Here is a 26,977-nt window from a genome sequence, read left to right as displayed (position 1 = left end):
CTTTAAACTGGATCAAACATGACTCAGAGACTCTCCCCTTCAACGATTTTCCTGATCGCCAGTGGCTGCCTGTTATTGATGATCTCCTTTGGTATACGGTCGAGTTATGGTTTGTACATGCGCCCTATTGAGGCTTCAACCGACTGGGGGCGTGACATCATAGGCTTTGCCCTGGCCTTGCAAAACCTGAGCTGGGGAATTATGTCGGTTTTCACTGGCGGGCTTGCCGACCGTTTCGGAAATCGCAACGTCCTGTTTGGTGGCGCACTGGTCTATGCCCTAGGTGTTTATCTAACAGCTGGTGTGTCGGATCTTTTCACGCTTAATGCAGGATTAGGGTTTCTCGTGGGTGCTGGCGTTGCCGGCACTTCGTTTGGCATCGTTCTCCCTGCTTTAGTTCAATCCGTTCCACCAGAACGACGTGACTGGGTGCTCGGTTTGGGCACTGCTTGTGGCTCTGCTGGTCAATTTGCGCTTGTTCCATTGGTTCAGATGTTTATCTCTGATTTTGGCTGGATCAACTCGCTGCATATTCTAACGGCTATCGCCCTGTTGATGATGTTGTTAGCCATTCCTCTGAATGCTAAAAAAAGTTCTGTCATTACAGAGACTGATCAAGGGTTCGCTGAAACAGTGCGATTAGCCGCTGGTCACAAATCCTACTGGCTTCTGGTGTTTGGCTTTTTTGTTTGTGGCTTTCACGTTGCCTTTATAACGGCGCACATGCCGGCCTACTTATCAGATTTAGGCTTAGCGCATCAGGTCGGTGCTTGGTCTCTCTCATTGATTGGTCTGTTCAATATCGCTGGGGCTTTCTGGGCCGGCAATATCTGTCGCAAGCACTCAAGATCGAAGCTACTGGTGGCAATCTACGGAGGAAGAACGATTGCTATCGCCCTATTCTTGATATTCCCTATCACGCTCACATCGGTACTTATCTTCAGTGCTGTGATGGGGCTTCTCTGGCTGGCGACAGTTCCTCCAACCTCCGGCATCGTTATGAATATGTTTGGTACACGATACATGGCCACACTGTATGGCTTCGTATTCTTTAGCCACCAAGTGGGTAGCTTCTCTGGTGTCTGGTTAGGTGGCTATCTCTATGAAACCTATGGCCATTATGAGTACATCTGGTGGGCTGGTATCTTCTTTGGTTTGTTGGCTGTACTACTTCACTGGCCAATTGATGAAAAACCACACCCCTCTTTCGTAACCAAAGAGAGTTAAAGTCGGTTTTTAGGAACCACAAGGATGTATTTTTCGTAACAGAAAAAAATAGAGGGAAATACTGATGAGCCACACCATAGATTACTACCTGTCACCGATCTCACCTTTTACCTGCCTAGCCGGTGATCTGTTGGATACACAAGCACCTGCTGAGGTCGTGTATCACCCATTCGATATAGGCCGTCTATTTGCTGCAACAGGGGGTGTGCCGGTTCCTCAGCGATCGCCTCAACGTCAAGCTTACCGTTTAGCTGAACTCGCTCGGATTCAAAAACAACGTGGAATCACCATTAATCTTAAGCCAAAATACTTCCCAGTGGATGGTCGCCCTGCCTCTAAACTACTACTTGCAGTCAGGGATGCAGGCTCGGATGTACCAGGTTTAGCTCGAGCACTCTTAAGTGCCGTATGGCAGAGAGATCTGAATATTGCAGAGGACGCTGTGCTAGCTCGGCTTCTCGATGAACTGGGTATCGATTCAGCTCTATTAGAGCAATCTAAGGGCTTAGATGATCAGTTGGACAGAGAGACAGATGAAGCCATTGAGGCTGGTGTCTTTGGTAGCCCCTTCTACATCGTTGATGGTGAACCCTTCTGGGGACAGGATCGTCTAGAACAAGCGATCGAAAGAGCCAAAAGTTAAATTGTCGCGGTTTGCCCTTCGGGCAATTCGCTCCTACAAACGGAGCGTTAAATTGTAGGAGCGAATTGGAGCGCAGCGACAAACCGCGATCCACAGGGCCACACCTTCTATCAAGTAATAACGTCAGGTGCTGTGCGTCCTGTAAATTGCTCAATACCGATCAACTGATTCGCCAACTCGATTAAAGGTTTCAAAGCTGCTTGTGTGTCTGCGATGGACTCATCCTGAGTGAACTGATCTAGATAGACACGCAGCGTAGCACCGGCCGTGCCGGTTCCAGATAGCCGAACAACGATACGACCTCCGTTATCTAAAAGTATACGCACGCCTTGATTATTACTGACGGAGCCATCAACAGGGTCTGAGTAGCTGAATTGATCGGCCAGAGTCACGGTGACGCCGTCAAAGGTCTCTCCTGAAAGACTATCCAAAGAGGCTGTTAGCTGCTGCATCATATTGGCTGCACTGTCTGAATCGATTGATTCATAGTCATGGCGGGTAAATAGATCCCTTCCAAATAGATGCCAATGATCCTTAACCAGTTCAGAGACCGATTGACCGGTCGCGGCCAGAATATTGATCCAGCATAGAACAGCCCAAAGTCCATCTTTCTCGCGAACATGATCTGAGCTGGTACCAAAACTCTCCTCACCACAGAAGCTGATACGGCCATCATCCATCAGGTTGCCAAAGAATTTCCAACCGGTAGGAGTCTCATAACAGTTGATACCGAGTTTTTCGGCCACACGGTCAACTGCACGACTGGTTGGCATTGAGCGAGCGACACCCTTTAATCCATCTTCATAGGCGGGAATCTTTTGTGCGTTTGCGGCTAATACAGCCAAACTGTCACATGGGTTTACATAAAAATGGTTGCCAATGATCATATTTCTATCGCCGTCCCCGTCCGAAGCGGCACCGAAATCTAACCCTTGTTCATTGACTTGTTTGACCAGTTCGGCTGCATGAACAAGATTGGGGTCGGGGTGATGACCACCAAAATCCTCTTTTGGAATCGCGTTGATAACGCTCTCTTTTGGTGCGCCCAACCGGTTGATGAATATCTCTTGTGCATAGGGCCCAGTCACAGCATGCATGGCATCGAAACGAAATGTGAAGTTTGAACCGCTCAAGAGCTGTTTCATGATTTTAAAATCAAACAACTCCTCCATCAGATCAGCATAATCTGTGACAGGATCAATCACCTTAATCAGCGCATTTCCAATGCTAACCTCTGCAACACTATCAAGATCTACAGGTTCAGCATCAATCGTAAAGTATCGAGTAATGGTTTCCGTCGTTTGGTGAATACTGTCCGTCTGGGTCTCACTTGCAGGGCCACCGTTGGCACGATTAAATTTAATGCCAAAGTCTTCATCAGGGCCACCTGGGTTGTGACTGGCTGACAACACCAATCCACCGATTGCACCATATTTACGGATCACACAGCTGGCTGCTGGCGTTGAAAGAATTCCAGCTTGACCCACGATTAAGGTTTCAAAGCCATTGGCGATCGCCATTTTAATAATGGTTTGAATCGCCTCACGGTTAAAATAACGACCGTCACCACCGATCACGAGTGATTGGCCTTGGCAGCTCTCTAAAGAGTCAAAAACAGCCTGAACAAAATTCTCTAAGTAGTTAGGTTGTTGAAATACTTTAACCTTTTTTCGAAGGCCAGACGTACCTGGTTTCTGACCAGAATAAGGTGTTGTTGTGATGACTTTTCTATTCATTAAGACCACATATAGATTAGGTTTAAACCATTAACGATTGGAAAGAGTTAGATAAAAACTAGCAAGATATATGCCGCTTTTTAAACATCATCTTCAATTATTTCTAAGCCGTAAAATTGAAGAAACTCAGTAGCCGGCATAGGTTTACCAAATAGGAACCCCTGCACCTGATCAACACCTAATTTAAGCAGTCTATCTGCCTCCGAGGCGTTCTCAACCCCTTCTGCTACGACTGTCAGCCCCTCCGCTTTGGACAAATCAACGACCATTTTCGTTAAATGCTCAGACGAGGGGTTTAGATGAATGTCTTTGATAAAGGCTCGATCTAGTTTGATGGTATCGGCGGGTAGGTTTTGAAAATAGGCGAGTGAGCTCATTCCGGTACCGAAATCATCCAGGGCGATTGAGTAACCTAGCTCTTTCACGGCATTTAAGGAGCGCTTTAAGTTATCCAAAGAGACGTCTGTCTCCTGTTCAGACAGCTCAATCTGTAACTCTCCGGCACTAAAACCGTACTTTTCTTGAACCTGACTCAACTCGTAGGTGACACGCAAATCCTGAAGATCATTGGCGCTTAAGTTAAATGAAACCGAGATCGGTAGACCCGACTGTTTCATCGTTTCGCAAAAATGTGCAGATTGCTCAACGACACTGTTTATAAATGTAAGCCTGTATGGGGAGGACTCAAGAAGATCGACAAAATCTTTTGGTGTTAGTAAGCCCTTCTCAGGGTGAATCCAGCGGACCAGTGCCTCCGCACCTACCAGTCTATTGTTATCTTTAATATCGACCTTAGGCTGAAAGAACATCTGTATCTCATGATTAGCAAATGCCTGAGAGACTTCATAAGATTGAATATCTGTTTGGCTGTTAAGATGATCACGATCTTTCAAATTGAATCGAGCAAAATCTGTCTTCTCTTTAGTGGCACGCACAAATACTGTATCCAAGTTATGCAGCGCACTATCCAGATCAGTTGAGTCATTAGGGGTATCGGTTGAAACAACAATCGGCGAGAGATCAGTTGCCTCTTTTTTTAACTGACGAAGTCCACGCTCAAATGCGTCCCAAAACCGTCGCTCTGACATCAGAACGTAAACCCCATTATCAAGCCTGCCAATGGATGCACCTGCAGGACAAACTTCCCTTAATAACTGATTAAATTGAGCAACGCTCTCTTTAAATTCAATCGAACTTTCTGAACTTTTTCCCACACTATCCAGGATATTTTTAATGTAGACACCATAGACTCTTACAACACCGTCAGGATTCTTATTTCTGAGCCAATCAAAATGCTGATGAATTTGATAGTTATCTATAAATTCAGCCGTTAAGTCGCTGTTTTCTTTACGCTCTCTATCAAAAACAAGAGAGTAGATACGATTAAACAGTACCGCTACTGAACCATAAACTAGCAAGGAGTAAGAGAGCGTTATTAGATGGGTATAGAGCTCAGAAACCAGCTCCTCTTGTACGCGATAGGAGTGAATAAATAAGAGGAGAGAGAGCCAGATAGGTATGAAGAGTAATACCCATTTTTGAGCCAATACAAAGCGAAGCAATACTGGCAAAAGCGCACCTGACAAATAGGCTAATGCTATATCCTCCGACACTAAGGCTAGCGATATTGAACCCGCTCCCATAGTAAGGAATGCGACCGCTCCTCCCCAGCTTAAATGAATACGGTGCACAAAATATTGGATGACTAACAAAGAGAGAGTGAGCGGGTAAAAGTAGGAGCCCGTCAATAAATCTGTGAAAAGCTGCTGAAGCAGAGTTAAAAGTGAAAGTGCTAAAGATATCAACAGCAACGCATTAATCAGCAACCTAAACAGGCTTCGACGGTTCTTGAACCAGTTATTGCGGTTGTAATCTCGAACTTGCATTAGCCATCACTTTTTCGAATAGATTATTGATTTTATGGCAATCAGGGGCGAATCGCTACCACCAAGTCTCAGGGCTCGATAAGATAGAACCTCTTTGATGAAAGGTTTAGATGATGAACGTTCTCGGGATTACCGCACCGCTCTTTACGTTAATGGCTCTTGGGTTTTTAGCCGTTAAATATAACGCACTGTCTAAGGAGGCTATCCCTGGGATAGCCCGCTTTGTTTTGGTGTTTTGCATACCGGCGATCATTGTGGGCAATCTATCTAAGAATAGCCCTGCTGATATCTTTAATAGCGATTACGTATCGATTTACGCTATTTCCGCAGTCGCTACCTTCTTCATTTCGTTGGGTCTGATTCGGAGCGTCAGACAGGGTGACGCTAAACAGTCATCAGCATTAGCCATTGGGGCCGCTATGCCCAACAGTATTTTTGTTGGCTACCCTATTCTGCTGCAGGTCATGCCCGATATGGCCGCTCAAGTATTGGTAGTCTGTATACTGGTCGAAAATCTAGTGGTACTGCCTTTAGCGCTCCTGACTACTGAGTACTTCTCAGCTGATCATAAAGACAAAACGCTGTTAGGCTCACTAAGCTCTATTTTTAAACGCCTCATCAACAACCCCATACTCATCGCAATAGCGGTTGGCTTAATCTTATCGTTAAGCGGCTTTCAACTGCCGTTGTTCATCGACGAAAGCTTAGGGGTACTCGCAAAAGCGGCTGGTGGCGCAGCGCTGATCGTTATTGGAGGCTCTTTAGTAGGAAACTCTATTCGCGATGATTTAAGTACGTTGGGTATGATTGCTGGGGCAAAACTGTTGATTCAACCTGCTCTGGCCCTTCTGCTGATTACCCTTTGGTGGGACTTCGATCGTCAGTGGCAGATAGCTCTGATGGTCATCACCGCTTCACCCATGTTCACCATCTACCCTATTCTCGCTGCACCTTATGGCGCTGCGAAGACGGCTGCCAGCTCATTGCTACTGACTACGGTAGTGTCCTACGCGACGCTGAACACTGTTTTGGCGTTTGTGCTGTAGACCGGAGCGTAATTTGAGGGCGGATGACAGGCTGATAGCCAGTCACCGGTGCTTGCCTTGACATCTTCGTGCCAGTGACCGGCCTTCAGCCTGTCACCTGCTCTCTCAGCGTATTCCAGAAACAGAAGGCAACAAAAAGGCCGCAACAGCGGCCTTTTTAACGACAAGCTAACGCTTAATCCAAAAGCTGCTCTAGCTGGTGCAGTGTCTCCATTGCTGGCAATACCTGCTGAACGCTTGAGTTTGGCTCGCGACCTTCGCGAATCGCCGCAATGAATTCACGATCCTGAAGTTCGATGCCGTTGTTAGAAACAGCAACGCCGGAGAGATCAATTGGGTTCTCGTTTCCATCAACCAAATCATCGTAACGGGCGATGTAGGTACCCTTGTCACAGATGTAACGGAAGAAAGTACCAAATGGACCGTCGTTATTGAATGATAGAGAGAGTGTACACAGTGCACCGCTCTCTGATTTCATACCAATCGACATGTCCATTGCAATGTTAAGTTCTGGGTGAATTGGACCCTGCATCGCTTGTACTTTTGTACACTTCTCGCCAGTCTGGTACTGGAATAGATCCACGGTGTGACAAGCGTGGTGCCAAAGCAGGTGATCCGTCCATGAGCGAGCCTTACCGAGTGCGTTCTTGTTAGAACGACGGAAGAAGTAAGTTTGAACATCCATCTGTTGAATCTTAAGCTCACCCGCTTGGATTTTGTTATGAATCCACTGGTGGCTTGGGTTGAAGCGGCGAGTCTGACCCGACATGGCTACCAAACCCGTGCGCTTTTGTGTCTCGACCAGTTTGATTGAGTCTTCAATGTTATCCGCCATTGGGATTTCAACCATGACGTGCTTGCCTGCTTCAAGACACTGAATAGACTGTGAGGCGTGCATTTGAGTCGGAGTTGCAAGAATGACCGCATCAACATCATCACGTGCCAGGGATTCAGCAAGATCTGTTGTTGCGTGAGCGATACCACGCTCTTTAGCAAACTCAGCAATGGCATCAGGTTTAGTACCAACCACTGACGTCACAACAACATCTTCAATGTTACTCAATGCATCTAAGTGTTTTAGACCAAAAGCGCCCATAGCGCCTGCAACACAAACTCTCATTAGTGTCTCCCTAATTCGAATGGATAAATATTGTCCCTAAGATTATCAAAATGGATCTTTTATAGAACCGTTAAAAATTCTAGACGTCATTCAAAAATGTGAATGCAAGCTTAGACCAAACCGCTTCTAAGATACGGCCAGCCGCAGTAGATCGATAAATTTTTGCTGGGCATTAGTGGGGTTCCATGAGCTGCGACGGGTAATGCCGATGGGGCGTTTAGTGCCTGATATTTCAAAAGGCAGCACCGCCAAATCCCCTTTGGATAACTCAAACTCCAACTGATGCTGAGAGATTAACGTGAGTCGATCACCCCCAAGTAACAGCTCTCGAATCAGCACATGGGAACTGGTTTCGACGATGGATAGACCTTCCCTCTCCTCACCTTGCAGAATCAGTTCTTCAAATAGGTTGCGGGTTGGCGCCCCACTTCTTGGGATAACCCAACCGTAGTTAAGAAGGTCCTCTCGAGTAATCTGATCTATATTGAGAGCGGGATGCCCTTTGCGTGCCACAATTGCTAATGGAGGCGCTATGAGTTCTTCTTGAACAATATCACTGGTTGGGATCGGGAAACGCAACGCACCGACCAAGAGATCCACATCCCCCTGAAGGATATGGGCTAAAAGATCTTCATAGGGCCCATCAACCAACTCTAAAGTGATACCAGGATAAGCTTTGGTAAATTCATTAATCGCTTTGGGCAGCAGCGAGGTACGCGCTAATGGCATGCTGCCGATGCGCATCCGCCCCACTTCACGACCATCACCAAGACCTGACAACTCTTGAAGTCCTTGATGAATCTCTGAAATGGCCAGCTTAGTTGATTTGGAGAACACTTTGGCCGCTCGTGTTGCCGCAATGCCGGTACTGGTCTTTTCGAACAGGGAGAGTCCCATTAATGACTCAAGTTCACGAGCTGATCGATGCAGTGAAGATTGTGATACGCCCAGATTTCGACCTGCAACACTGTAGTTTTGTGCATCAGTAACCGCGACAAGTGCTTTTAATTGGGTCGTCGTCAGCTGCGTCATGATGCGTTCAATGGTTTCCATTCGACGATTCGACATAGACGACAGCGCATCGGCCAGACCCAGCCTTAGGACAGCAAAGGCGCTATTCACCCTAGCCTCCCATATTTCACCCGCTTCAGTCAGATACATACCACTGGACTGGCGCTCAAACAGCTTTACTCCGAGCAAGCGTTCTAACTTTGCAATAGCTTGAGTCATAGCGGGTTGAGAGAGAAAGACACGCTCTGCAGCCTGACTTATGCCTCCTGCATTGGAGACCTCAATGAATACCCGAAGATGTCGTATGTTAGGAAGATTCTTGAACATAAGGGTCATTGTAACCTGATGTGATTTAAATACCTATATCAAAAACAAATACCTAAAAAGTAAAAACTAAATAGCTTAAAAAAGGCGATATAGAGAGGATAGAAACATAGAAATCCAATTCATTATAAAAGGACGTTTGAGACATGATTATCGATTGCCATGGTCACTACACAACGACACCTCCTGGTGTTGGCGCTTGGCGTGAAGCTCAAAAAGCAGAAGTAGAAAAGAATCCAGATTTTGTCGGTGAAAAAGGGGACTTTGGTGTTACTGATGATGAGATCCGCGAGTCGATCATCAACAATCAGTTAAAACTTCAGCAAGAGCGTGGCACTGATCTGACTATCTTCTCACCGCGTGCCAGCTGGATGGCTCACCATGTGGGTAATGAACACACCTCTAAGTTCTGGACTGAAAACCAAAACGACCTCATTCGCCGTGTCTGCGACCTATTCCCAGAGAACTTTGTCCCTGTGGCACAGCTTCCTCAGTCACCGGGTGTTGATCCAGCTAAGTCTGTACCAGAGATCGTACGTACTGTTGAGGAGATGGGCTTTATTGGTATCAACCTTAACCCAGATCCATCAGGTGGCCACTGGAACGGTAGCCGTCTTTCGGCTCGTGAGTTCTACCCTATCTACGAGAAGATGTGTGAGTACGACATCCCAGCGATGATCCACGTATCAGCTGCCTGCAACCACAACTTTGATACGACAGGTTCACACTACCTAGGCGCAGATACCACTGCATTCCAGCAACTGATGATGTCGGATGTATTTAAAGACTTCCCAACACTTAAGATCATCATCCCTCACGGTGGTGGTGCAGTTCCTTACCACTGGGGTCGTTTCCGCGGTATGGCATTGGATAAAGGTTTTGAGCTTGAAGAGCGCGTTTTGAATAACGTCTTCTTTGATACCTGTGTCTACCACCAGAAAGGGATCGACTGCCTTCTTGACGTTATTCCAACTGAAAACATTCTGTTTGCGTCTGAGATGATCGGTGCGGTTCGTGGAATCGATCCTGAGACAGGTCACTACTTCGATGACACTAAACAATACATCGATGCGACAACCAAAGTGAATGCTGAGCAGAAAGAGATGATCTTCTCGGGTAACGCTCAACGTGTATTCAGTCGCTTGAAGGTTTAAGGAGAGGAACATGGCAGAGAACGTAGTTGTTCAACATATTGAACGAGCTGATTCAGAAGTAATCGCAGGTCTTGCTAAATTGGGCGTTGCAACCGTTCATGAAGCTCAGGGTCGTCGTGGTCTATTAGCCCACTACATGCGCCCAATCTACTCTGGTCGCTCTATTGCAGGCAGTGCAGTGACCATCTCTGGTGCTGCCGGTGATAACTGGATGATGCACGTAGCTATTGAGCAGTGTAAACCTGGTGACATCATGGTATTTGCACCCACCTCACCTTCTGTTGATGGCTTCTTTGGTGACCTACTGGCGACCTCAGCGAAATCGCGCGGCGTACAGGGCCTTATCATTGACGGCGGTGTTCGTGATACTGCGATCCTTAAAGAGATGGATTTCCCAGTCTGGTCTAAAGCGGTTTACGCCAAAGGCACCATCAAAGAGACTCTAGGCTCAGTGAATATCCCACTGGTCTGTGCTGAGGCATTGATCTACCCAGGCGATATCATCGTTGCTGACGATGACGGCGTATGTGTTGTTCGCCGCGACGAGGCCGAAGAGGTTCTTAAAGAGGCCCTAGCGCGTGAAGCTCGCGAAGAGGAGAAACGCGTTCGTATGGCCAATGGTGAATTAGGTCTTGATATCTACAACATGCGCCCTCGTCTAGAAGAGAAAGGCCTTAAGTATGTCTAATGGCATTCGCTGCATGTGGATGCGCGGCGGTACCTCCAAAGGTGGTTACTTCTTAAAGAGCGACCTACCTTCAGAAACTGCCGCACGAGACGCATTTCTTTTAGGAATGATGGGCTCTCCAGATCCACGCCAGATTGATGGTCTTGGTGGCGCTGATCCACTGACTTCAAAAGTTGCCGTGGTCAGTGCCTCTGATCGTGTCGATGCCGATGTCGATTACCTCTTTTTACAGGTATTTGTTGATCAAGCAATCGTTACCGATGCGCAGAACTGTGGCAATATCTTGGCAGGTATCGGTCCCTTCGCCATTGAGCGTGGCCTAGTTCAAGCAACGGGCAATGAGACTCAGGTTCGTATCTTTATGGAGAACACGGGCCAGATCGCTATCGCGACAGTAGCTACACCAAACGGCCAGGTTTCCTATAAAGGCGACTCAAAGATTGATGGCGTACCAGGCACTTCGGCTGCGGTCCCTCTAGAGTTCCTTGATACAGCGGGTTCATCTTGTGGCGCCCTTCTTCCTACCGGTAACGCAGTTGATCTGATCGACGGTGTTGAATGCACCCTGATCGATAACGGCATGCCAGTAGTCGTAATGCGGGCATCGGATATGGGTATTACAGGCAGTGAGTCTCGTGAAGAGTTAGAAGCTAATAGCGACCTTCGCGCCAAGCTTGAAGCCATTCGCTTACAAGCGGGTCCAATGATGAATCTCGGCGATGTGACTGAGAAGTCTGTACCTAAGATGAGTATGGTGAGCGAAGCAACCGATGGTGGTGCGCTATCTACACGTACATTCATCCCTCATCGCTGCCACGCCTCTATCGGTGTATTGGGTGCAGTCAGCGTTGCTACCGCAGCCATTTTGCCGAACTCTCCTGCCGCTTCAGTAGCCACCCTACCTGAAGGCAATAGAAAAACCTTAGCCGTTGAGCACCCGATCGGAGAAATGACGGTTGTTATTGATATCGATCAGGATGGCCAACCGAAAAGCGCTGCACTATTACGCACAGCGCGAAAACTATTTGATGGCGAAGTTTTCGCTGAATAATTAGGAATAAAGAACATGGATGCAGATTACCGCCCGTTTCACGACAACCCTAAAAAGCCTGACTTTGTAGCGCCTGCTGGTGCAGTGGATGCACACTGCCACGTATTTGGTCCTGCGGATAAATTCCCATACCACCCCAAGCGTAAATACACACCTTGCGATGCATCAAAAGATCAACTCTTTGCTCTGCGTGATTACCTTGGTTTCAGTCGTAACGTGATTGTTCAGGCTTCTTGTCACGGCACAGACAATGCAGCACTGGTTGACGCACTTGAGACTGCAGGCGATCTAGCACGCGGTGTAGCGGTCGTTGACCCAGCGATCACGGTAGAAGAACTTGAAGCGATGGATAGAGCGGGTGTCCGCGGTGTTCGTTTTAACTTCGTTAAACGTCTAGTCGATACAACCCCTAAAGAGGTGTTCCTATCGATCGCTGAGAAGATCAAACCATTAGGCTGGCACATCGTTGTCTACTTTGAAGCGCCAGATCTAGAAGATCTAATCCCGTTCCTTAACGAGCTAAACACAACCATCGTGGTTGACCACATGGGTCGCCCAGACGTGGCTAATGGTGTTGATCACCCTGACTTCCAGCGTTTCATGGATCTAATGCGTAACAACGATAAGGTGTGGACGAAAGTCAGCTGTCCTGAGCGCTTGACGCTACAGGCACCGGACTACTCTGACGTTGTGCCGTTCATGCGTGCACTCGTTGAAGCTTTCCCAGATCGCGTGCTTTGGGGTACAGACTGGCCGCACCCGAACATGAAATCACACACACCTGATGATGGCGCACTAGTTGACGTGATTCCACAGATCGCCGTAACTGAAGAGCTACAGCGTAAACTATTGATCGACAACCCAATGCGTTTGTACTGGGAACGATAAGGAGTTCTTATGATTGAACCGATCATTGAAGGAACATACAAATTTGATGGCGTAGCAGCAAAACTCGGCTACAACCTCAATAAGATGTGTTTCTCTTTCAACGAGGAGAGCTGTCGCGAAGAGTTTCGTCAAGACGAAGCGGCTTACTGCGATAAGTTTAAGCTGAACCCTGCACAGAAAGAGGCGATCCTGAAGCGCGACATCATCGCTCTACTTCGTAATGGCGGCAGTATCTACTACCTTGCAAAATTTGCGGGCACGCTTGGCCTTAACGTACAGGACGTTGGCGGCATCATGACCGGCCAGACGACTGAAGAGTTCCAAGCTTATTTAGACAGTCAGGGAGTGGGCAAAACGAATGGCTAAAATCTTAGGTGCTATCGGCACATCACACGTTCCTGCTATTGGTGTTGCGGTTGATCGCGGCATTGAGGATACCCCTTACTGGAAAGACCTATTCGCAGCATATGTACCAGTTCGCGAATGGATCAACGAGAACAAGCCAGACATCGCTGTACTCTTTTATAACGATCATGGTCTAGAGATGTTCTTGGATAAGAAACCAACCTTCTCTATCGGCTGTGCAGACGAGTACCACAACGCCGATGAAGGCTGGGGTATCAAACCTATCCCACCTCTAACGGGTGAAACAGATCTATCTTGGCACATCGTTAACTACCTGATCGAAAACGAATTCGACCCAACCGTCTGTCAGGACATCAAAGTGGATCACGGCGCGACAGTTCCTATGTCTGTCCTCTACCCAGGCCATACCTACAAAGGCACTAAGGTGATTCCTATCGCGATTAACTGTGAACGTCACCCTATGCCTAAACCATCTCGCTCATATGCTTTTGGTAAAGCGATTGGTGATGCTATTCGCTCTTGGGATAGTGACCAGACTGTCGTTGTACTAGGTACTGGCGGTCTATCGCACCAGCTAGATGGCGAGCGTGCAGGCTACCTAAATACTGAGTTCGACCAGATGTGTATGGATAAACTGGTCACTGATCCAGAGTCACTGACCCACTACACCAATGATGAACTCACGGAAATTGCCGGTGCACAGGGTGTCGAGTTGGCTATGTGGTTAGCAATGCGTGGTGCTTGTTCCGGCCCTGTTGACGAGCTGGTCAACGTCTTGATCGCTCCAATCTCAAACACAGCCGCTGGTGTACAGCTTCTAGTGCCTAAAGATTGATATAGGATGTTGAACTGAAAAAAGCGCCTATTGGCGCTTTTTTTGTGCTTTTCGAAATGATCTAGAATATTTTCGCGGTCTCAACTGCGCTGAGTTCGCTCCTACAGTCGGACCTTGTTCGCAGCTCTTCTGTAGAAGCGAATTGGAGCGAAGCGACAAACCGCGACTTGCTTTTACCGCTCTGGAAAGAGCGTATTCATCACCTTCTCATTGGATGAACGGATGTGCAGTCTAAGCAGTTCTGTAGCCGTTTTAATATCTCGCGCAAATGCGGCATTCATAAGCTCTTCGTGTTCATCTTTACCTGATGGTTTATTCAATGGCTGGCTGGTTAATGCCAAACGGCGAAAGCGTTCACCCTGATCATACAGCGTCGATATGAAGCGTAACTGCCACTCAGAGGGACAGGCGCTAATGAGTGCCATGTGAAAACGGCGATTCTCACGAGTACGCGCAAGTACCTGATCATCTTCTTGCCCAGCAGACTGTGACTTAACCGCTAATTCGCGGTGGCGTGCTCCTGCAATGGCCGCCTCCCAATCGAGATCACCTAGCTTGATCGACTGCTTAAAAGCATCCACTTCAAGCATTTCCCGCAGACGACTCACCTCAACAAACTCATCCGCTGAAATAGGTGCAGCCCAATAACCACGCTGACCACGACGAGTTACCAACCCCTCTGCGGCGAGCCTTGAGAGTGCCTCACGAACCGGAGCCGCACTGGATCCATAACGGTTAGCTAAGACAGCAATCGATAACTTCGATTCAGGCTCTATATTGCCCTCTAAAATATCTGTACGCAGTTGTTGGTAGGTTGACGGGGTTTCTTGGTTTTCCACCCTTAGGCTCCATTTGTATCTATTAGCCTATATTTTCTCTTATCTTGAAAATTAAAGCTATTGAGCATTTAACTGTTTAAGTAGGTCTTAATCTCTTAGATATGTAGAATTCTGCTCTTAATATTTACAAGCTAATCCCGTATCATTGCCAATATTAGAATTTACTAATTAATAGGATTATCTATGTTTTCTAAAAAACGCGCACCTCTCGTTCAATCCGTTTTAATGTCTCTGGTGATGGTAACGATCATGACCTTCGTGATTACCACGGTGAATACCGGTTTAGGAGAGGGCTTTATGGAGCGCTGGGGCTTCGCTTATCTGGTTGCATGGCCGATTGCCTTCTCTGTGATTCTAATTTTTGGTCGCCGAGTGGCTGCACTGACTCAAAAGCTTTGCACCCAGTAGGTTTTTAGTTATCGTTGGCTGAACTCAATAAGGATTCGTGAATGGCCATTTACAACCTAGGTTCAGTCAACGTTGATTACTTCTACTCACTTCCCCACCTAGTCAGACCGGGTGAAACACTCGCAGCCAATGACTTTACACAGGGATTGGGTGGCAAGGGTGCCAACCAGAGTGTTGCCATTGCTAAAGCGGGTGGTCGCGTTAAGCATATAGGCGCGATGCACCCTGTAGATAAACGATACTTCGACCAATTAGAAGCGTTAAATATCGATACGACCCACCTATTTATGTCGGAAACGCCAACAGGTCATGGCATTGTTATGGTCGATGAAGTGTCGGCTGAGAATCAAATCCTTGTCTACCCAGGTGCTAACTTTGCTATTACCGAACAGATGGTAGATGAGGGCTTAAAGGATGCTACCGCATCAGATTGGGCGCTCTGTCAAAACGAGACCTCGCAAACTGAACACTTCATGAAATGCGCAAAGGCTAAAGGGATGAAGCTCTGCTATTCAGCAGCCCCCTTCGACGCAGATAAGACCCTAGTGATGCTCCCGTTAATCAATATGTTGGTCGTCAATGAGATTGAGGCCAAGGATTTAGAGCGCGCATTGAACCGCCCGATTAAAGAGTGCGGCGTTGAACATATTCTAGTGACACTGGGTAGTCGTGGTGTTCGATATATAGGCTCAGAGGATGAATTTATAATGCCTTCACCCGCTGTCGACGCCGTTGATACGACAGGGGCCGGTGATACTTTTCTGGGGCTTTTCCTCGCGCGCTATGACCAAACGGGGGATCAGAAGGCATCACTTCACTTTGCGGTTACCGGTGCGGCGATACAGGTGACACGCCCAGGGACAGCGGATGCTATTCCCTCTTTAGAAGAGATTGAGTCAGCTCTTTAATCGGTTAAGCGATGATAAAGCCCACTGGCCCTATCGGTCTGTGTACTAATGGTCTGCTGTGTCACACTGCTGTTCATCTCTATCAGTGTAAATTGAGCGCTGGCTCGTGTAATCGCGGTGTAGAGAAGCTCTCTACTTAATACAGGGTTCGCTCGACTAGGTGACAGATACGCGACGTGTTTAAACTCTGAGCCCTGTGATTTGTGCACCGTCATGGCGTAGGCCGTCTCTACCGACTCTAAACGAAGGGGGTCGATCCATCGTACCGCATCTCCGGATTCGTTGATAAACGCCACGCTAGGCTTACCCTCTCGCTCTAAACAGACACCCACATCGCCGTTCGCTAAACCTACCGCGTAATCATTGGCAGTAACCATTACTGGACGGCCGATATACCACTCTTGACTCAGATCGATTAGCCCTTTGCTGGCTAATAGGGTCTCACAAATATGGTTAAGCGATTCAACACCCTCTGGTCCACGACGCAGAGGGGTCAATAACCTAAAGTGGTCAAACAGCCTAAGCACCTCAAGTGGGTCGCAACATGGCTGAGTGAGTTTTCCTAAGTAGCTCGTATAACCCGGTATCTGTGGATCGCTACTTAAGACTCGATCAGCGATCTGCTGACGCAGGTCAGCTCCCGTTTGATAGTGAATATCGCTGTAGGTCTGTCGCCAAACAGCTTGGTAGTCAGTTAAAGACCCCTGGTTGACGGCCTTGGCTAGCTGACCAATGCCAGACTCACTGTTGAAGCGGTGACTGATTTTAAGTTGGCTAACAAAGCCTTCTGGGTTTGTATCACTCTCAACACGGCAGAGGTCTGCCAAGACAGAGCCTGCCTCAACTGAGGCTAACTGATCCTTATCGCCTAATAGAATAAGCTGTGTGCGATCACTCAATGCATCAAGCAGCGCATCGAATAGCTCAATATCCAACATGGATGCTTCATCTACAATCAACAGATCAACCGCCAAAGTATGCCCCTTATGATAACGATTTCTTCGACCAGCCGAAGAGACACCAATGAGTCGGTGGACCGTATCAACTTGAGCGTGTAACCCCTCTCCAAAACCTTCTGGAAGGCGCTCAAGTGCACTCCCAATTGAGGATGACAAACGTGCCGCCGCTTTGCCAGTTGGCGCTGCAAGTGCAATGTCAAAGGTATCACCATGGTCATCCGCTAGACGTTTAAGTAGCGCCAGCAATTTAACCACTGTCGTCGTTTTACCGGTACCTGGACCACCGGTAATAACTGAAAAACGCTTAATTGCAGACTTTGCACAGGCCTCTCGCTGCCAATCAATGCTGGCGTCATCGTTCGGAAACAGTTGGTTCAGATACTTTTCTAACGAGTCCGTGTTGCTGGAGGGTTTCGATAGACGCTGTTTTAACCGCTCTGCAACGCGAGACTCTACCTGCCACATGCGCCTTAAGTAGAGACGCTCATGATCAAATATTAGGGGGGTATTCTCATCGGGCAGGCCCATCAACGGACTCTGATGAACTGCGTCAAGCCACTCACTCTTTGTTAATTGCTTAAACAGCTCACTGGGTAAAGGTATACCGGCTAATTTTGCAAACTCCGGTGGAAGTGCCAGGTAACGATCAGGATCCTTATAGAGGGAGTGAACATCGACACAACTGTGCCCACGCCCTAGCTGATGACTGACTAAGACTAAGGCTAAACCCGCCCATGCCGATTGATTGTCATACAGTTCCGATAGGTGAAGTGCGAGTTCCATATCAATAGAACGAATCCAACCTGCTTCCAACCAAAGCTCTAAGATCTGATTTAGATTCAAATCAGTGTTTGAGTCAGACCATAAATCAACTTGCTGCACTGTCTGCTCCCTGTTTAAACAACTGATCCAAACGCTCGATCTGTTCATAGCTTGGCTTGATTGCTAAACACCCCTCTCCCTCTGGCACGCCACGAAGATAGAGGTAGAGTGCCCCGCCCACTTTCTCATTAAATCCTTTGACTGGATTCTCTCTATATTCAACATCGCGGGCCAACAGCTGTCGATGCAGGGCGAGCAGGTAGATCATCAACTGCAGATCATAACGATGCTCCACCAGTGCCTCTTGCATCTTGGACTCAGTGTAATAGGAGGCATCAGGTCCTAGCCAGTTGGATTTATAATCACATACCCAGTACTGCCCATTCACTTCAAATGTAAGATCAATGAACCCTTTTAACAGGCCATTGATCGTCTGCTGTTCCAATCTCGGCCGCTCTAACTCAGGATAGATTGACTCAATACAGAGCTGATCCAGTTCCGCGACAGAGAGATGATGGGCACTGAAGATAAACTCCATCTCAGCTTGGTAGTGAGATAAGCCTGCAAGTGTCAGCTCAAAGCCAAGAACAATGGGTGTGGTTAGCATCGATTCAAGCCATTGCTCTATCATCAATCCACTCTGATGCCATCGACTTGGCTGTTGCTCAATGCATACGGCACTCTTTATGAGTTCGGAATGGGTCGCGGTTTGAGAAAAACTCTGCTCTGCTGCTCGCTCTAATACTTCATGCAAAAAATTACCTGGAATCGCACCACGCTCAAAGGCGTGAATGGTTCCGGTCTTGGCTTGATCAAAGCGAATTAAATGATCGAACGGCTCCATTTCAGCAATCGATTGATCCAACAAATTCTCTTCGATCTTAGAGTCGACTGCATGAGATTGAGTGCGACTTGCGATGGCAGAGTAACTGGTCATCCACCAAGATTCACGATTAACGGGTAGAGATAAATGTTGGCATTCGGGTGAGAACAGACGATCCGTTTTAACCTCTCTTTGTTCAACTAGATCAGAGACCGATTCCAGAAAAACCCCATCTCGCTGGGTCACATTGAGAATGGCCTGACTGAGTGCGTCGTAGAGATCCTCTTTGGACGGTTTTTTAGGAAGTGCCTCGTTGATTCCAAGAAGGCTTGCCATTGCGGATTTCTCAAAACCGTCAACGGCACCCAAGCCTATCCAACAGGCATATTTTGCTCGAGTGAGTGCGACGTACATTAGCCGCACCTCCTCTTCAAGCATCTCCCGTTCACTGAATGGCTTCTCGTGTTTCTGAGTATCTTTATTCAGTTCTTGAACTTTTTGCCCATTAAGACGATAGGTTAAGCCCTTATCACTCACCTTTATGGACTGGCTGCTGACACCAAAGGGGATAAATACAATCGGATACTCTAGCCCTTTGGATTTGTGCATGGTGATGACTTGAACTCGCCCGGAGTCCGATTCCATGCGAATGAGCTGCTCCTCACCTGTACCGCTCGGATTGACGATCTGCTCGCCTAGGTAACGAATAATACCCAGCTCACCATCCACAACCGATACCTGTTTCTGAAGCAATTCAGCCAGGTGCAATAGATTCGTTAAACTTCTCTCTACCCTATTGCCTCGAGTCGCTCTCAATTTACGAGGTAGATCAAACTCGGTGATCAGAGCTCGAATGACGGCCGCAATATTAGTTCGCTTCCAGATCTGATTGAGCTCAACAAAGATCTGACTAATATCGATCCACTCAGACTCAGATTGATTCAGATGCAAGAGTTGGTCACGTGTTAAGCAGAGAACCGGCGAGGCTAACGCAGCCATGATTAACGATTTTGACCGTGGATGAGCTATGGCATTTAGAATTCGCCAAAGATCTTCCGCCTCTTGTGACTCAAACACACTCTCTTTATCAGACAGATAGACTGAAGAGATACCTGATTGATCGAGTGCTGTTCTTACCACTTTAGCTTCAGTGAAATTTCTCACTAGCACGGCAATATCGTCATGCTGTATAGGCTCATCACCCATTGATAGTTCGCCAGCATCTGACCGGTTCAGTAACGAGGCGATTTTGCTTGCGGTATGAGTGGCCAGCGCTTGATGATAACGAGGCTTATTAATGCACTCGCCATCGTCCAAGCAGAACAGATGTAGACCATCGAGCCTCTGATTATTTGAGGTTAGGCTGCTCTTTAAGCCGTTGGCGTTAACCGGATAAAACGGCAGATGATTCACACCATGGACGTCTCTGAAGAGAAAAGCCCCCTTCTCTTTGAGATCAGCATCGACAAAGAGTCCATTAACCGCAGAAATGACCGATTCACTCGAACGATAGTTGGTGCCAAGGGTATAGAGTTTATCTTGGCTCTCCTCTCTCGCCTCGAGATAGGTATGAATATCAGCCCCCCTAAAACTGTAAATGGCCTGTTTTGGATCTCCAATCATGATCCACGCGCAACCATCGACATTTCGATAAAGCGTACTGAATATACTGAACTGCAATGGGTCGGTATCTTGAAACTCATCAATCAACGCAACTGGATACTGTGCACGCACTCTGGAAGCTAAGTTACTCCCTAGTGGCCCTTTAAGCCCCCTCTCTAGAAGGACTAAAAGATCATCAAAATCGAGGGCACCTGTGCTCTCCTTGAGGGTTGTAAAACGCTCTGATACCCAGTCTAAGGCGTGCAGTAAAATGGGTTCGAGTTTTGGGCGACACTGAAGACGGTCTGTATAGGCAGAAAGTAGATCCACTGCTGGGTGATCAGGCAGAGGCTTGCCTTTGTTTAGTTTGCCTTCAAAGGTCAAATATTGAATCAATGAATCCGGACTGTCAGGCACCTCTCCATCAACGGCCCACTGTCGCATCGCCAGAAGCTGATCACTGAAACCAGGCTCTTTAACTCGCCCAGCATTAAAGTGTTTAGCCTCAAACTGGCCTCTCAGTGATGCTTCAATCTGATCAATATTGTCGCGCCAAATAGTCAGCAGTTTAGTGCTACAGCTCTCTAAGTCGTTAAGCCACTCATTGATGGACTGAGCGACAGTGCGAGGATCAACACTCTTATCAATAGGCTCCCCTTTCCAGTGCAGTTTGGCATCGCTTGACAGTGATCGATAGATCCAACTGTAGAGAGCCTCTGGTGACTTCAAGAGCATCCCTATCTGTTCAGCCACTCTGGGCTCTAACACTGAACAGTGAATACGCCAGTAATCTCGACACGCCTCTTCGAGTTGGGACAAGCCATCATCACCCAGTTGGAGATCAAACAGAGTATTAGAGTCGAACGCATGTGCTGTCAGCATGCGCTGCGCCCAACCATGAATGGTGAAAATTGCCGCTTCATCCATCCAGTCAGCGGCGCGTTCCAATTTCAATGCGCAGCCTTCCCACTCCTCAGGGGGATAACTCTGCATCAATGCAGAGGTAAAGTGATCGTCACTCTGCTCTAGTTCCCTAAACACCCGTGCTGTCGTGCTTAAGTTACTGCGAATACGGTCTCGCAATTCGAGAGTCGCGGCATTGGTAAAGGTTACGACCAAAATTTCGGGTGGTAGTAGCTCTCTTGTGAAAGCCTGATCGCCGCCATGACCAAGCACCAAGCGAACATAGAGGGCCGCCAAGGTATAGGTTTTACCAGTACCCGCACTCGCTTCGATCAAGGATGCGCCTGAGAATGGGAACTCTAGTGGGTTCAGTGGCATAGGAATCATCGGCTACCCTCGCGCCAAATATCACTGTAATCAATCAGTGGCGAGTAGAGGCGCGCCGCAAAATCCGCTAATCCAGCCTCTTTGATCTGTTCAAAACTCTCCCAGAGTTGAGCCAATTCAGGCTCACGTTGCCGTTCATTAAAGGTGAACTCACCCTCAAACTGAGTGGCAGCCTGTGACTCGCCCTTATTTAACAGAGCCAGCGAGGTTCTAGCCGCGATCGGTTTGGGGCTTTCAAGCATCTCTCGACGCGCTTGATCTAAGGCTTCAAGCAACCGGATCGCTTCATGAGACTCAACTACTCTAAGGTAGGTCACAGCATCAGGACCAATGAAATAAGTGGTCGTAGGCCCTAAGCAGGCATTTAAGAGAAGGTGTTTTGGCCAACTGCCCAACATGCGATCCTGTTTGACCGCTCCTTTCTCAATGGCTGCTCCGCTAAGCTCAACCACAGTGGCCCACTGCTTTTCTAGCTGGTAAAGAGCACCAGTTTCACCGGTAATAGTCGCACCACTCAACGCAAGATGAAGCTTAAGACTGTCCTGCTGCTGCCAGTCGTATCGATCGATGAGCCAATCAAGATGTCGACAGATCGATCCAAGGTGGCTCTTTATGGCCCTAACGGGTTTTTCCGCGTAACCACCCCAGGGCAAGGTGCCCAGATCTTTTAACCGATCGACAACAGATGCTATCTTGACCTCACGATCCTCTTTGTTGGGGTATCCGAGCAGTTCTAATGCCGCCGACTTGAGCAGATGATCATCAAGCTTAGAGATCACGAAGGGTTCACTCTCCTGTGACTGCTCTTTCGGGAGTGGCAGTGAGGTTCCAATCAGTGATTGATAGTAGTATCGAGCAGGCGCTTTGTAAAAACGATTGAGCTCGTCAATGGACAGCTGCGGATCTAGCTCAACCGATGCTGCAACCGAGCTCAGCTCTGAATCAGGCTGATGCACTGCCCGCCACTCATGGGCAAAGGTGTTTGAGGCAGAGTTTTGATCAAAATAGTCCTGTGCGAATGGCTGCAGAGGGTGCTTGTCGGTTAACAGGTCTAATACCGGTAGTGCCTTGTCGGGATTGACCCAATGCGCATCAATAAAATCACGTAGCTGAGCCACCAAGACCGAGGGGGGGCGTTCACTATTGTCCACCGCACTGCGCCCTACCCAACTGATTGAAAGCGACTCCCTCGCTGATAGCAAGGCTTCAAGAAAGAGGTATCGATCATCGTCCCTGCGAGAACGATCACCCGGTCTAAAGAGTGACGAGCGAGCCATTAAATCAAAGTCGTTTCTAACCTGGGGTCGAGGGTAAGCGCCGTCCTGCATACCCAGTAGATAGATCCGTTTAAAGGGAATCGCACGCATTGGCATGAGGGTCGCAAAAGTGACGCCGCCGGACATAAACCGACGGTTAAGATCGGGGGCATCCAAAGCATCAAGCAGAAGCTGACTGAACAGATGGAGCGGGACAGGTTCTGAAACCTCAGCTGAAGCAGCTCGCTCCTGTATCGCCTTAAGTTCAGTCAACAGCGACGACTCAATCATCTGCTCATCAGGTTCGATGCAATCGAATATCTGCGTCATCAGGTGCTCGATTCGCTCCACCCACAGATCAAGTGTGTGGTGATTCTCGATAAAACTGGCCCACTCAGAGAACACCCTTAAGAGTTGCGCCAGCGATCCTACGGCATTGGCACTGACCCCTTTAACTGACGTCAGAGGCACCACGCCTTTGACCCCGTCAGATTCGCCTAAGGCATAACCGGTCAGCAATCGGCGCAAGCCAAACAACCAAGAGTTCTGCTCTATTCCAGTAGTGACACCCAATAGAGATCGATGTTGTGCATTTAATCCCCATCGAACACCCGCATCATTGATCCACTCTTGAAGTGTCGCTAAAGACTCAGTGTCAAATTGGAACTTACGCCGTATTGCGGGCACATCTAACAACTCAAATAGGACCGTAACGCCCATGCGTTGGGTGTTTAGTGTCAATAGACGCTCGAGCGCACCAATCATGGAGTGGGTTGAAGAGCGACTTTGATCGCTAATGCTAAAGGGGATGAAGCGTTCATCACTGGTTGAAAGTCGGCCAAACACGCTTTCGATCTGAGCACGATAATCATCCACATTCGGTACCATGACCAAGATATCGCGCGGACGTAAGCTTGGATCATCCCTCAACGCGCCGATCAATTGATCTTGCAGGATATCTACCTCGCGTTGTGCGCTGTAAGCTTCAACAAAACGCAAACTTTGATCACCACTGGTTAATACCCTTGGTTCGAACTGAGGTGACTCAAGCTCGAGTATGTCATGCTGTATTTGGTGCAACAAACTCTTAGGTGTGGCTTCATCTTCAAATAGATCGATTCGATTTAAACCAAACTGACTCTGGAAAGAGTGACTCTCATCATAGAGATCCAACAGACGAACAAAATCGCGCCCCTGTTTACCCCAGGCCGCTAGCAGTGGCTGGGATGGATGCTCAATGGCGAATAGATCCTCTGCAGGTTTTTCTAACTGTCTTCGATTCTTAGCCGTTAACAGGTCGCGACCATCAATGATATCGGCCCAGTAGTGCTTACAAGGATTAAGAACACAGAAAAGAATCTGGATATGCTGTGATAAGGCATCAATCGCCTCTAGGGCTTGTTTAGGCAGCGACGAGACGCCAAATATGATCAATCGTTTAGGCAGTTTTGTCCGATCAACATGACCTTCTGAGCAGATTTGCAAAAAGCGTTGGTGTACAACAGGACGAGAGAGTGATTGTTCTAAACCCAAATCGTCACAGATGAATTGCCATAAAAGCGACTGCCAGCAATCATCCGCCGCAAGGGGTAATGAACGATTTTGGGCGTCAGTAACCTGCTCACCACCCTCTGCCCAATGGTTCAGCCAATCGCCACGATAGATCTGATATTGATCGTAAAGATCCGCCAACTGCTGTGCCAACTGCCAACGCCTCTGTTGATCAGAGTCGTCCTTCAGAAACTGAATGAGAGGTTCGAAAGGTGCGGTTTGAGGTAAGCGATTGAGTAATCTGAATAGACGCCAGCTTAAGCGTGGTTTATCAAATGGAGAGACTTTAGGAACGGCTTCTTCACCCAGTACCGCTCGATAAGCGCGCCAGATAAACATAGAGGGTAGAGAGAATTGGATGTTAGCGGCAATACCCACACCGCCCTGCTCTCTATCTTCAGCTAGGGCAAACTTAATCCACTGTCCAATACCGTTGCTTTGAACCAGCATCTCCTCTTTATCGAAAAGATCCAACGGATGATTGGCAAGCCACTCAACCAAGACTGATTTCAGAGTCTCTTGACGGTTTGAGTAAAGCATAACCAAACCCGGTTCTGGTCGGTTTTGACTGGCGTATGACTGATCCATTCACTCTCCCTGATTAAGATCTCCCATTGTCTCAATCAGGATAGAAAAAACAAGCATTTAGACGATTTGTCTGACTCGTTTAGCGATGGTGTTTACAGCAAAGCCAGCACGTGAACTCAGCTCTTTAATCCGACTCTTCATCTGAGAGCTGCTAACATCAACGGGCCCGTTCGTCGCAAAAAGAACCCAGTTACCATCGCCCGTAGTACAACTAAAAAGAGTATCGAATCGTTCACGCAGCCTGTCTAAAATCTCCACTTCACGATGATCACTCCAACAGTTAAGCACCAACCAACCCTTTTGACTTAATCGTGCCACTGCCGCATCGATAAACACCGCTTCAACTTGAATCTCATTTAATCCCTCAGAGGTGTATAAATCCGCAGTGATCAGATCAAACTTACGTTTTACTGGTCTTTGCAGATATTCATAGGCATCAGACACCTCAATGTTGATTCGTTTAGACCGAGGCAGATAGAAGTACCTGTGAGCAACCTCAACCACCTCAGGACTGATCTCAACAATCTCCTGTTTCACATTTGGCAAAATGGAGTGAAGCGCCCCATTCAGAGAGCCAGCTCCCAAACCTAGCGAGAGAGCACGGTTAGGAGAAAGATATAGAAGAGGATAGATCATCGCCCTTATAAAGGCATATTGAGGCACTTCTGGAGACTGTTTAAGGATACAGCTCTGCTCATCGGTTTCACCAAAGCTCAAATAGCGACAGTTTCCATCATCCAAAACAATGACAGTGCCAAACTCATCATGGCCACGATAGATCTCTTTAGGCAGCATGACAACGATAGATCACGGTAGTACCTATGCCCAACTGACTGTCTAGCGTTAATTCAGCATTGTGTTGTCGTGCAATACCCTGCGCCAAACTCAACCCCAACCCTAATCCAGATCCAATAGATCGCGTGGTATAGAAGGGATCAAAGGCTCTCGCTCTCTGCTCATCACTAATGCCAACACCGCTGTCTTTAACCGATATCTCTATCTCACCACCCACTAAGCGACCTTGTATCCTGATCGTGCTCACCTCTTGAGACGCCAACACAGCATTCTCTATTACAGCGGCAAACATCTTCTCTAACTGTTTTGGATCGGCCACAACAAACAAGGCTTCAGGAAGCGACAATGTAGCTCCTTTAGGTAGAAGCTGAGTCAGCAAACTATTCAGATCAACAGACTGTCGCTGCAAACCCTGTTCGGAGTTGAATCTGAGCAACCCCTCGACTATCGATTGTATTCTGGTTACCCCCTGCAGTGACTCACGGGAAACCTCTTCGAGTTCATCAATCAATTCAGAGAAGTGGTGCCTGTTAAACCAATCTCTTAACTGAGGCAAGCTGGTCTCAGAGGAGTTAAGCAGCTCATTCAGTGTTGATAGTAGTGATGTTTGACTCGAAACATAATCCAAATTAGATCGCACAAACGCTAAGGGGTTATTGATCTCATGTGCCGCCCCGCTGGCTAGCTGTGCTACAGAGGAAAGCTTTTCAGCGGCAATGCGTTGCTCATTAATGGTTAGCAACTGCTGTCTAAGCAGAATATTTCGCTGCCCAACGGACAAGCGAGCCGCTAGCTCATCACGATTAATCGGTTTGGTTACGTAATCATCGGCCCCTGAAGAGAGACCATCAACAAGACTGGTTGTCTCGTCTCGACTGGTTACAAGAATGATGTGAATTGCTAGATGGGGATAAGCTAAGCGTATCTTTTCACAGAGGTCTGGGCCTGACAGACCTGGCATCTCCCAATCGAGTAGTAGTAGAGAGGGAGTGAGCCCATGTGATTGAATGTGCTCCCACAACTGGTCACCGGTTTCAAAAACACTAGGGTTATGGCCAATTTGTCTGGCTACAAATTCAAGCTGCGCCCTAAACGTTGGGCTGTCATCAGCAATCAGAAGCTGCATGTGAAATCTCAATAGAGGGGCCGAAGCCCCTTAGC

General features: G+C 47.8%; 21 protein-coding genes. 11 read left to right on the top strand and 10 right to left on the bottom strand.

The genetic code is table 11. The features are described from left to right. Nucleotides 1-18 precede the first annotated feature (18 nt). Both XMA152_RS01165 and XMA152_RS01160 read left to right on the top strand, forming a co-directional pair. Nucleotides 19-1,227, top strand: coding sequence for an MFS transporter (locus XMA152_RS01165; protein ID WP_173482471.1), 1,209 nt, complete (start codon nt 19-21; stop codon nt 1,225-1,227). A 64-nt stretch (nt 1,228-1,291) separates the two neighbouring features. Then, nucleotides 1,292-1,870: a 2-hydroxychromene-2-carboxylate isomerase gene (locus tag XMA152_RS01160; RefSeq protein WP_173482470.1), complete on the top strand. Its 579-nt coding sequence runs from the start codon at nt 1,292-1,294 to the stop codon at nt 1,868-1,870. 110 nt (nt 1,871-1,980) lie between these two features. On the opposite strand, the gene XMA152_RS01155 is transcribed toward XMA152_RS01160, so the two are convergent. After that, nucleotides 1,981-3,606, bottom strand: a complete 1,626-nt coding sequence (locus XMA152_RS01155) for an alpha-D-glucose phosphate-specific phosphoglucomutase (RefSeq protein WP_173482469.1) — start codon at nt 3,604-3,606, stop codon at nt 1,981-1,983. A gap of 80 nt (nt 3,607-3,686) precedes the next feature. Then, the gene (locus tag XMA152_RS01150) at nt 3,687-5,492 is read right to left on the bottom strand and encodes an EAL domain-containing protein (RefSeq protein ID WP_173482468.1); all 1,806 of its coding nucleotides are present in this window, start codon (nt 5,490-5,492) and stop codon (nt 3,687-3,689) included. Nucleotides 5,493-5,602: 110 nt separating this feature from the next. On the opposite strand from XMA152_RS01150, the gene XMA152_RS01145 reads away from it, so the two are divergent. Next, nucleotides 5,603-6,538 carry an AEC family transporter gene (locus XMA152_RS01145; protein ID WP_173482467.1) on the top strand — a complete coding sequence of 312 codons (936 nt, stop codon included), beginning with the start codon at nt 5,603-5,605 and terminating at the stop codon, nt 6,536-6,538. Nucleotides 6,539-6,713: 175 nt separating this feature from the next. Here the strand turns inward: XMA152_RS01145 and XMA152_RS01140 are convergent, their stop codons facing one another. Continuing rightward, entirely contained in the window at nt 6,714-7,658 is a 945-nt protein-coding gene (locus XMA152_RS01140) for a Gfo/Idh/MocA family oxidoreductase (protein ID WP_173482466.1), read from the bottom strand. Nucleotides 7,659-7,784: 126 nt separating this feature from the next. After that, complete coding sequence (locus XMA152_RS01135) at nt 7,785-8,996, bottom strand: LysR family transcriptional regulator (RefSeq protein WP_173482465.1); 1,212 nt, start codon at nt 8,994-8,996, stop codon at nt 7,785-7,787. A gap of 143 nt (nt 8,997-9,139) precedes the next feature. On the opposite strand from XMA152_RS01135, the gene XMA152_RS01130 reads away from it, so the two are divergent. Genes XMA152_RS01130 through XMA152_RS01105 form a run of 6 tightly spaced genes read left to right on the top strand, consistent with a single transcriptional unit; the run spans nt 9,140 to nt 13,975 of the window. After that, nucleotides 9,140-10,147, top strand: coding sequence for an amidohydrolase family protein (locus XMA152_RS01130; protein WP_173480899.1), 1,008 nt, complete (start codon nt 9,140-9,142; stop codon nt 10,145-10,147). A 10-nt stretch (nt 10,148-10,157) separates the two neighbouring features. Beyond that, on the top strand, nt 10,158-10,835 hold the full coding sequence (locus tag XMA152_RS01125; RefSeq protein ID WP_173480898.1) for a 4-carboxy-4-hydroxy-2-oxoadipate aldolase/oxaloacetate decarboxylase: 678 nt from the start codon (nt 10,158-10,160) through the stop codon (nt 10,833-10,835). Then, entirely contained in the window at nt 10,828-11,886 is a 1,059-nt protein-coding gene (locus XMA152_RS01120) for a 4-oxalomesaconate tautomerase (protein WP_173482464.1), read from the top strand. The genes XMA152_RS01125 and XMA152_RS01120 overlap by 8 nt, the downstream gene beginning before the upstream one ends. A 15-nt stretch (nt 11,887-11,901) precedes the next feature. Beyond that, a complete protein-coding gene (locus XMA152_RS01115) occupies nt 11,902-12,774 on the top strand; it encodes an amidohydrolase family protein (protein WP_173482463.1) in 873 nt (290 codons plus the stop codon). Nucleotides 12,775-12,783: 9 nt separating this feature from the next. Beyond that, nucleotides 12,784-13,140, top strand: coding sequence for a protocatechuate 3,4-dioxygenase (locus XMA152_RS01110; RefSeq protein ID WP_173480895.1), 357 nt, complete (start codon nt 12,784-12,786; stop codon nt 13,138-13,140). Next, nucleotides 13,133-13,975: a class III extradiol dioxygenase family protein gene (locus XMA152_RS01105; protein WP_173482462.1), complete on the top strand. Its 843-nt coding sequence runs from the start codon at nt 13,133-13,135 to the stop codon at nt 13,973-13,975. The genes XMA152_RS01110 and XMA152_RS01105 overlap by 8 nt, the downstream gene beginning before the upstream one ends. A gap of 173 nt (nt 13,976-14,148) precedes the next feature. Here the strand turns inward: XMA152_RS01105 and XMA152_RS01100 are convergent, their stop codons facing one another. Next, nucleotides 14,149-14,814, bottom strand: coding sequence for a GntR family transcriptional regulator (locus XMA152_RS01100; RefSeq protein WP_173480893.1), 666 nt, complete (start codon nt 14,812-14,814; stop codon nt 14,149-14,151). Nucleotides 14,815-14,997: 183 nt separating this feature from the next. Between XMA152_RS01100 and XMA152_RS01095 the strand changes: the two genes are divergently transcribed. Together XMA152_RS01095 and XMA152_RS01090 are read left to right on the top strand one after the other, a co-directional pair. Continuing rightward, complete coding sequence (locus XMA152_RS01095) at nt 14,998-15,222, top strand: DUF2798 domain-containing protein (protein WP_173482461.1); 225 nt, start codon at nt 14,998-15,000, stop codon at nt 15,220-15,222. Nucleotides 15,223-15,263: 41 nt separating this feature from the next. Continuing rightward, nucleotides 15,264-16,130 carry a ribokinase gene (locus XMA152_RS01090; protein ID WP_173482460.1) on the top strand — a complete coding sequence of 289 codons (867 nt, stop codon included), beginning with the start codon at nt 15,264-15,266 and terminating at the stop codon, nt 16,128-16,130. Here XMA152_RS01090 and recD read toward each other — a convergent pair. Genes recD through XMA152_RS01065 form a run of 5 tightly spaced genes read right to left on the bottom strand, consistent with a single transcriptional unit; the run spans nt 16,127 to nt 26,942 of the window. Then, the gene (gene recD, locus XMA152_RS01085; protein WP_173482459.1) at nt 16,127-17,971 is read right to left on the bottom strand and encodes an exodeoxyribonuclease V subunit alpha; all 1,845 of its coding nucleotides are present in this window, start codon (nt 17,969-17,971) and stop codon (nt 16,127-16,129) included. The two genes, XMA152_RS01090 and recD, sit on opposite strands and share 4 nt — an antisense overlap. Further along, entirely contained in the window at nt 17,958-21,626 is a 3,669-nt protein-coding gene (recB, locus tag XMA152_RS01080) for an exodeoxyribonuclease V subunit beta (RefSeq protein WP_173482458.1), read from the bottom strand. The genes recD and recB overlap by 14 nt, the downstream gene beginning before the upstream one ends. Then, nucleotides 21,623-25,021 carry an exodeoxyribonuclease V subunit gamma gene (recC, locus tag XMA152_RS01075; protein ID WP_173482457.1) on the bottom strand — a complete coding sequence of 1,133 codons (3,399 nt, stop codon included), beginning with the start codon at nt 25,019-25,021 and terminating at the stop codon, nt 21,623-21,625. Before recC ends, recB begins: the two co-directional genes overlap by 4 nt. Nucleotides 25,022-25,078: 57 nt before the next feature. Further along, on the bottom strand, nt 25,079-25,816 hold the full coding sequence (locus XMA152_RS01070) for a spermidine synthase (protein WP_173480887.1): 738 nt from the start codon (nt 25,814-25,816) through the stop codon (nt 25,079-25,081). After that, nucleotides 25,806-26,942: a sensor histidine kinase gene (locus XMA152_RS01065; RefSeq protein ID WP_173480886.1), complete on the bottom strand. Its 1,137-nt coding sequence runs from the start codon at nt 26,940-26,942 to the stop codon at nt 25,806-25,808. The genes XMA152_RS01070 and XMA152_RS01065 overlap by 11 nt, the downstream gene beginning before the upstream one ends. Nucleotides 26,943-26,977: the final 35 nt, after the last annotated feature.

Source organism: Marinobacterium sp. xm-a-152 (assembly GCF_013282965.1).
In the GTDB taxonomy this organism is placed as follows: domain Bacteria; phylum Pseudomonadota; class Gammaproteobacteria; order Pseudomonadales; family Balneatricaceae; genus Marinobacterium_E.
This window is presented reverse-complemented; position numbering and strand designations above follow the sequence as displayed.

What these genes read in the sequence shown, in the direction of transcription:
- XMA152_RS01165 (WP_173482471.1), top strand. Translation starts at nt 19, where the DNA reads ATGACTCAGAGACTCTCCCCTTCAACGATTTTCCTGATCGCCAGTGGC.
- XMA152_RS01160 (WP_173482470.1), top strand. Translation starts at nt 1,292, where the DNA reads ATGAGCCACACCATAGATTACTACCTGTCACCGATCTCACCTTTTACC.
- XMA152_RS01155 (WP_173482469.1), bottom strand. Translation starts at nt 3,606, where the DNA reads ATGAATAGAAAAGTCATCACAACAACACCTTATTCTGGTCAGAAACCA.
- XMA152_RS01150 (WP_173482468.1), bottom strand. Translation starts at nt 5,492, where the DNA reads ATGCAAGTTCGAGATTACAACCGCAATAACTGGTTCAAGAACCGTCGA.
- XMA152_RS01145 (WP_173482467.1), top strand. Translation starts at nt 5,603, where the DNA reads ATGATGAACGTTCTCGGGATTACCGCACCGCTCTTTACGTTAATGGCT.
- XMA152_RS01140 (WP_173482466.1), bottom strand. Translation starts at nt 7,658, where the DNA reads ATGAGAGTTTGTGTTGCAGGCGCTATGGGCGCTTTTGGTCTAAAACAC.
- XMA152_RS01135 (WP_173482465.1), bottom strand. Translation starts at nt 8,996, where the DNA reads ATGTTCAAGAATCTTCCTAACATACGACATCTTCGGGTATTCATTGAG.
- XMA152_RS01130 (WP_173480899.1), top strand. Translation starts at nt 9,140, where the DNA reads ATGATTATCGATTGCCATGGTCACTACACAACGACACCTCCTGGTGTT.
- XMA152_RS01125 (WP_173480898.1), top strand. Translation starts at nt 10,158, where the DNA reads ATGGCAGAGAACGTAGTTGTTCAACATATTGAACGAGCTGATTCAGAA.
- XMA152_RS01120 (WP_173482464.1), top strand. Translation starts at nt 10,828, where the DNA reads ATGTCTAATGGCATTCGCTGCATGTGGATGCGCGGCGGTACCTCCAAA.
- XMA152_RS01115 (WP_173482463.1), top strand. Translation starts at nt 11,902, where the DNA reads ATGGATGCAGATTACCGCCCGTTTCACGACAACCCTAAAAAGCCTGAC.
- XMA152_RS01110 (WP_173480895.1), top strand. Translation starts at nt 12,784, where the DNA reads ATGATTGAACCGATCATTGAAGGAACATACAAATTTGATGGCGTAGCA.
- XMA152_RS01105 (WP_173482462.1), top strand. Translation starts at nt 13,133, where the DNA reads ATGGCTAAAATCTTAGGTGCTATCGGCACATCACACGTTCCTGCTATT.
- XMA152_RS01095 (WP_173482461.1), top strand. Translation starts at nt 14,998, where the DNA reads ATGTTTTCTAAAAAACGCGCACCTCTCGTTCAATCCGTTTTAATGTCT.
- XMA152_RS01090 (WP_173482460.1), top strand. Translation starts at nt 15,264, where the DNA reads ATGGCCATTTACAACCTAGGTTCAGTCAACGTTGATTACTTCTACTCA.
- recB (WP_173482458.1), bottom strand. Translation starts at nt 21,626, where the DNA reads ATGATTCCTATGCCACTGAACCCACTAGAGTTCCCATTCTCAGGCGCA.
- recC (WP_173482457.1), bottom strand. Translation starts at nt 25,021, where the DNA reads ATGGATCAGTCATACGCCAGTCAAAACCGACCAGAACCGGGTTTGGTT.
- XMA152_RS01070 (WP_173480887.1), bottom strand. Translation starts at nt 25,816, where the DNA reads ATGCTGCCTAAAGAGATCTATCGTGGCCATGATGAGTTTGGCACTGTC.
- XMA152_RS01065 (WP_173480886.1), bottom strand. Translation starts at nt 26,942, where the DNA reads ATGCAGCTTCTGATTGCTGATGACAGCCCAACGTTTAGGGCGCAGCTT.